The organism is Actinoplanes derwentensis, assembly GCF_900104725.1.
Taxonomy (GTDB): domain Bacteria; phylum Actinomycetota; class Actinomycetes; order Mycobacteriales; family Micromonosporaceae; genus Actinoplanes; species Actinoplanes derwentensis.
Window position 1 is genome coordinate 3,061,429 of the sequence record NZ_LT629758.1, and the last position, 4,684, is coordinate 3,066,112.

General features: G+C 72.8%; 1 pseudogene. It reads right to left on the minus strand.

Features of this window, described 5'->3' with window-relative positions:
* Positions 1–190: 190 nt before the first annotated feature.
* Positions 191–4,495 (minus strand): annotated as a pseudogene (locus BLU81_RS13520) (type I polyketide synthase); the annotation flags it as partial.
* Between the last annotated feature and the right edge of the window lie 189 nt (positions 4,496–4,684).

The window sequence follows — 4,684 nt, forward strand, 5'->3', positions numbered from 1 at the left end:
TGGCGTCGAGGTTCCCGGCGTCCTGCACCGGACCGGTGACCGGCGGGGCCCCGGCCTCCGGCGCGGCCGTGGGAGCGAGCCGCAGCAGCCCGGACAGCAGGCCGGACTCCCGCAGACGGGCAACCGGGATGGCGGCCAGGGCGGCACGGATCTCGGTGTCGGTCAGGTCGTTCGGCGGGGCGAGGTGCTCCCGCAGGTGGGCGGCGAGCGACTCGGTGTTGGGGTAGTCGAAGACGAGAGCGGGTTCCAGCGGCAGCCCGGTCGCCGCGATCAGCCGGTCACGCAGTTGCACGGCGGTCAGCGAGTCGAAACCGAGTTCGGTGAACGCCCGGGCCGGTGCCACCGCGTTGCCGGACGAGTGCCCGAGCACCGCCGCGACCTCGTCCCGGACCAGCCGCAGCAGGATCCGTTCCTGTTCGGCCGAGTCGGCGGAGGCCAGCCGCCCGGCCAGCTCGGAACCGCCGTCCCGGGCGCCGTTCTCGTCTCGTTCCCTCGGGCGCTCGGCCTCCAGGGCTGGGAACAGGTCCGCCACCAGAGGCCGGGAGCGGGTCGCCGAGAACGCCGGGACGAACCGTTCCCAGTCCACGTCGGCCACGGTGACCAGGGCGTCTCCGGCTCCGACGGCGGCGGCGAGCGCGTCCAGGGCACGGGCGGGCGCCATCGGGGTGAGTCCTCGCTGGCGCAGCGCTGCGGCGATCCGGTCGTCGGCGGCCATCCCGGTGTCCGCCCACGGTCCCCAGGCGACCGCGGTGGCCGGGCGGCTCGCGGCCCGGCGGCGGGCGACGAGCGCGTCGAGGGAGGCGTTGGCCGCCGCGTACGCCGCCTGCCCGGCCCCGCCCCAGACTCCCGCGATCGAGGAGAACACCACCAGGTGCGCGTCCGGCAGCAGCGCGTCCAGGTGCACCGAGCCGTCCACCTTGCCCACGGCGACCGTACGCAGGTGGTCGGCGTCCTCGGTGTCGAGTGGCACGTCCTCGCTGATCCCGGCGGCGTGCACCACGGCGTCCACCGGTCCCACGGTGTCGAGCAGCGCGGCGACGGCGGCCCGGTCGGCGAGATCGCAGGCGTGGATCTCGGCTCGGGGCAGTTCGGCGAGCAGGTCGCCGGCTCCGGGCGCGGTCAGGCCACGGCGAGAGACCAGGATCAGGCGGCCTACTCCACGCCCCGCCGCCCAGCGGGCCACCTCGGCGCCGAGTCCACCGGTACCACCGGTGATGAGCAGGGTGTTCCCGGGCCGCCAGGGGCGGGCGCCGTCGGGCAGCGGTGCCGGGACGAGCCGGCGCACGAACACCCCGTGGTCACGCAACGCGATCTGGTCCTCGGCGGCGAGGTGCCCACCCAGCACCGACACGAGTCGGCCCAGGGTGGTGTCGTCCGGGCTGTCCGGCACGTCGATCAGGCCACCCCACCGGCCGGGCTGTTCCAGGGCGGCGACCCGGGCCAGCCCCCAGGCCCCGGCCGGGTCGAGCAGAGCCGCCGGGTCGGTGGAGCCGGTCGCGACACCACGCCGGGTGACGAACCAGTGCGGCCCGGCGAGTCCCCGTCGCAGCACGTCGAGCGCCTCCGCCGCCGTCGCGACGACCGCGACGACTCCGGCCGGTTCCGATGCCGTCCCGGCGCTCTCCGGCTCGCGGTCCCCAGCGTGTGGTGAGTTCGGGTTCGATTCGAACCCGAACTCACCACGCTGGACGGCTCGCGCGCCGTTACCGGTCCCGTGCGCCGCGGTCGGGGTGACGGTGGCTCCGGCGGTTGTCAGGGCCTCGGCCAGGGAGGCGTCGTCGCCCAGGAGCAGCCAGGTTCCGGTGAGGATCGCAGGGGCCGGATCGGGGACCTGGTGCCAGGCGATGCGGTAGCGCCAGGAGTCGGTGACGGGTGTGGTCGTGGGCATGGCGTCCAACCAGAAGCGACGACGGTGGAAGGCGTAGGTGGGCAGCTCGGCCCGGCCGGCACCGGGGAGTACCGCGTCCCAGTCGATCGGGGCGCCCTGGGTGGCGGCGGCGGCCAGCACGGTCAGGGCGGTGGTGACCTCGTCGTGGTCGCGGCGCAGCATCGGCACCGCGTTTCCCACCAGGCCGGACAGCACCGCGTCGGGGCCCAGTTCGACGAACCGGGAGACGCCGTCCAGCTCTGCTACCGCGTCGGCGAACCGGACGGTGGACGTGACGTGCCGCGCCCAGTAGCCGGGGTCGGTCCATTCCCCGGCGCCGACCGAGCGGCCGGTCACCGTGGAGACGATCGGGATCTTCGGCTCATGGAACGTCAACGAACCCAGCAGACCGCGGAACTCCGCGACCATCGGCTCCATCAACCGGGAATGGAAGGCGTGACTGGTTCGCAGCCTCGTCGCCTTCCAGCCAGACATTTCCGGAATATCAGCACCGGACACCACTACTGAACGGGGACCGTTGACCGCCGCGATGTCCACATCCGGAAACGCCGCCCGGACCTCCGCTTCGGATGCCTGCACCGCCACCATCGCACCGCCGGCCGGCAACGCCTGCATCAAGCGGCCACGAGCCGTGACCAGGATTGCCGCATCCTCCAGCGACAACACCCCGGAGACATGTGCGGCGGCGATCTCACCGATCGAATGACCGACCAGCACATCCGGCGTGACACCCCAGGAACGCAACAACGCGAACGAGGCCACCTCGACGGCGAAGATGGCGGGCTGGGCGTATTCGGTGCGGTGGATCAGCTCCGAATCGGCGAGGATCGTGGTCAGTGGCCGTTCCAGGTGCGGGTCGACTGCGGCGCTCACGGTGGCGAGGGCGGCGGCGAACACCGGGAACTCGGCGGCCAGCTGGGCGCCCATGGCCGGACGTTGGGAGCCCTGGCCGGTGAAGAGGAACGCGCGTCTGCCGCGCCCCGCGGTGCCCTGGACGACCGAACGAACGTTCTGTCCCTCGGCCCAGGCGGAGAGTGCGGCAGCCGCCGCACCGGGTCCGTCGGCGACGTCCGCGAGGAACACCGCCCGATGCGGTGACCCGGCCCGTCGCGCCGCCGAGCGGGCCACATCGGTCAGGACGCCACCGGGATGTGCGGCCAGATACTGACCGAGCCGGGCGGCCTGCCGGCGCAGGGCCTCCTGATCAGGAGCGGTCACCAGCAGCGGAACGATCCGGCGGCCGGGAGCGGTCGCCGCCGGGAGTTCTCCGAGGGGCGGGGGCTCTTCGATGATGACGTGGGCGTTGGTGCCGCTGATGCCGAACGAGGAGACACCCGCGCGCCGGGGGCGTTCGCTCTGCGGCCAGGGCTGGGCCGACGTGAGCAGTTCGACGGCGCCGGCCGACCAGTCGACCTTCGGGGTGGGCTCGTCGACGTGCAGGGTGCGGGGCAGGACGCCGTGCCGGATGGCCTGGACGACCTTGATGATGCCGGCTATTCCGGCGGCCGCCTGCGTGTGCCCCAGGTTGGACTTGACGCTGCCGAGTCGCAGCGGGCTTTCCCGATCTTGGCCGTACGCCGCCAGCAGCGCCTGTGCCTCGATCGGATCACCGAGCGTGGTGCCGGTGCCGTGCGCCTCGACCAGGTCGACGTCGCCGGGGCTGATCCCGGCGGCGGACAGCGCGGCCCGGATGACTCGTTGTTGCGCGGGCCCGTTCGGGGCGGTCAGCCCGCTGGAGGCACCGTCCTGGTTGACCGCGGTCCCCCGTACCACAGCAAGGATCTGATGCCCTTGACGTTGGGCGTCGGACAGCCGCTCGACCAGCAGCATGCCGGCACCCTCGGCCCAGCCGGTGCCATCCGCCGCCGCCGCGAACGACTTGCAACGACCGTCGGCGGCCAGCCCGCGCTGCCGGGAGAAGCCGATGAAAGTGTCCGGAGTCGCCATGATCGCGGCGCCGCCGGCCAGCGCCAGGTCACACTCCCCGGACTGCAGCGCGTACACGGCCAGGTGCAGGGCGACCAGCGACGACGAACAGGCGGTGTCGACGGTCAGGGCCGGGCCCTCCAGCCCCAGCGTGTACGCGATCCGGCCGGACGCGACACTGCCGGAGTTGCCGGTCCCGAGGTACGCCTCCACGTCCTCCGGCACGTCGAGCAGCCGGGCGGCGTAGTCGTGATACATCAGCCCTGCGTAGACGGCGGTCCGGCTGCCACGCAACCCGAGCGGATCCAGTCCGGCCCGCTCGATCGCCTCCCACGCGGTCTCCAGGAGCAGCCGCTGCTGCGGGTCCATCGCGAGCGCCTCCCGCGGCGAGATCCCGAAGACGTCCGGATCGAAATCGGCGGCGGAATAGAGGAAACCCCCTTGCCTGGTGTACGACGTACCAGGGTGATCCGGATCCGGGTGATAGACGTCGGGCCAGCCGCGGTCGGCCGGGAACAGTCCGGTGCCCTCACGTTCCTGCTCGACGAGTTCCCACAGTTCGTCCGGGGTGGTGACGCCGCCCGGGTAGCGGCAGGCCATGCCGATGATCACGACGGGTTCCCGGCTGCCGGACTCGGCCTCCGCCAGTCGTTTACGGGTCTGGTGCAGGTCCGCGGTCACCCGCTTGAGGTAGTCCCGCAGCTTCTGCTCACTCGACGACACCGGCGTCACACCTCATTCCCGGACGGACCGCGGACCGGCGGCACCGTCCGGGACGCTAGGAGCGTCCGGGACGGCCCTCAACCCCTAGCGATCCCCAGCCGGTCTTCCCGGCCCAGCCGGTCCTCCCGGCCCAGCCCGTTCGCGTCG